Origin of the sequence: Vibrio sp. 1167, assembly GCF_033340375.1 — a bacterium.
Classification (GTDB): domain Bacteria; phylum Pseudomonadota; class Gammaproteobacteria; order Enterobacterales; family Vibrionaceae; genus Vibrio; species Vibrio alginolyticus.
Window position 1 is genome coordinate 1 of record NZ_JAWOWK010000054.1, and the last position, 1,496, is coordinate 1,496.

Annotated in this window: 2 protein-coding genes and 1 tRNA gene; 2 read left to right on the forward strand and 1 reads right to left on the reverse strand. The window is 44.3% G+C overall.

Annotated elements, in window-relative coordinates; all coding sequences use genetic code 11:
* On the forward strand, nt 1-199 hold a 199-nt coding region (locus tag R7Z78_RS24280; RefSeq protein WP_169643863.1), incomplete at its 5' end, for a tetratricopeptide repeat protein.
* An 801-nt stretch (nt 200-1,000) separates the two neighbouring features.
* Nucleotides 1,001-1,153, forward strand: coding sequence for an IS630 family transposase (locus R7Z78_RS25085; protein WP_021447434.1), 153 nt, complete (start codon nt 1,001-1,003; stop codon nt 1,151-1,153).
* Nucleotides 1,154-1,316: 163 nt separating this feature from the next.
* On the opposite strand, the gene R7Z78_RS24290 is transcribed toward R7Z78_RS25085, so the two are convergent.
* Nucleotides 1,317-1,393 (reverse strand) — tRNA-Asp (locus R7Z78_RS24290).
* Nucleotides 1,394-1,496: the final 103 nt, after the last annotated feature.

Genomic DNA, 1,496 nt, shown 5'->3' on the forward strand with positions numbered 1-1,496 from the left:
GGCACACAGCGCTCTAGCACACTTCTACTTCCGTCAAGAGAAATGGCAACAAGCTCAGGAGCACTTTGAAATAGCTCTAAAACTTCGCTCAGACGTATCTGACTATGCTTTCCTAGCAGATACACTAGAGAAGCAAAATCTAACCAAAGCAGCTCATGAAGTCTCTCGTAAAGCTCTGATGCTGGTTCAGCACGACTAACCAGTAACAACATTATCAAGCCGACAGTTTACTGTCGGCTTTTTATTGCCTGCCGTTTATCCATAACCATCAACACGTATTAAATTAACTAGAAACCCAGCCCCTCTCTCTTAAACCACTCGCTACAGTTTGACCCTTATCGTTTTTTCGGCTTTTCTCCACCCACGCCAATGAGCACCACTCAGCAGACAAGTAATACCAATCTAAGTAAAAACATGACCCACAGAACTGATTCGCTATGGACAGCCTCAATAATATCGACTTTAAAAACTCGCAAGTCAGCAAAAATCCATTCAGATGAAAATGAGGCCACTGACCCTTACTCATTTCAAATGATGGACACTCACGCACACAAATCGCCAAGTTTCTCAAGGTAAGCCGAACCAGTGTCAATAAGTAGGTTTAAACCTTTCTTGAAGAAGGGCTGGAAGGATGGCAAGAAAAGCCAAGCACAGGAGGATTTGAAAAAATCAAAATCAAAATCGAAACGATCCTTAATATCCCAGAACATATAGCTTTAGAGTGTGTTGATGTTTGGTTTCAGGACGAAGCCAGATTTAGGCAACAAAACACGACAACACGCTTATGGGCTGAAAAAGCAACTAGCCCAAGAGCCGAGAAACAACAATTTGAGTATGCTTATCTGTTCGGTTCAGTCGTCGCAGAAGAGGAATTGGTGAGGCTATCATTGTCCCTGGGTTAATAAAGACATCATGATAGAGCACTTGGCAGTCACGGAGGAGGGACGTCACGCTGTCGTTGTAATGGATGGTGCAGGATGGCATACAGAAGAAATTGCCAATGACTTTAAATGTCAGTGTCATCAAACTTTCGCCCTATTCTCCAGAGCCAAACCCCATCGAACAAGTATGGCGTTGGTTGAGACCACGCTATTTAGCCAACCAATCTTTTACTGATTACCACAACATCATCTCCAAAGTCTGCGATGCATGAAATCGGTTTTTGGATTGCTCCAAAAGAGTCACTAAAATGCATTCGTAAAAGTGGATAGACCTAACCAGTTAATTTTCAAGGTTGGTATGACTTCTCTTGGAAGGGAAAATGACAGCCTAAAACGACAAAAGCCCTGCTATTTCTAGCAGGGCTTTCAAATAAGTGGCGGAGCGGACGGGACTCGAACCCGCGACCCCCGGCGTGACAGGCCGGTATTCTAACCAACTGAACTACCGCTCCGCACTGGTTAGACCTAAGTCTAAATTTAAAGCCTGGCGATGTCCTACTCTCACATGGGGAAACCCCACACTACCATCGGCGCTATTTCGTTTCACTTCTGAGT

What these genes read in the sequence shown, in the direction of transcription:
- R7Z78_RS25085 (WP_021447434.1), top strand. Translation starts at nt 1,001, where the DNA reads ATGACTTTAAATGTCAGTGTCATCAAACTTTCGCCCTATTCTCCAGAG.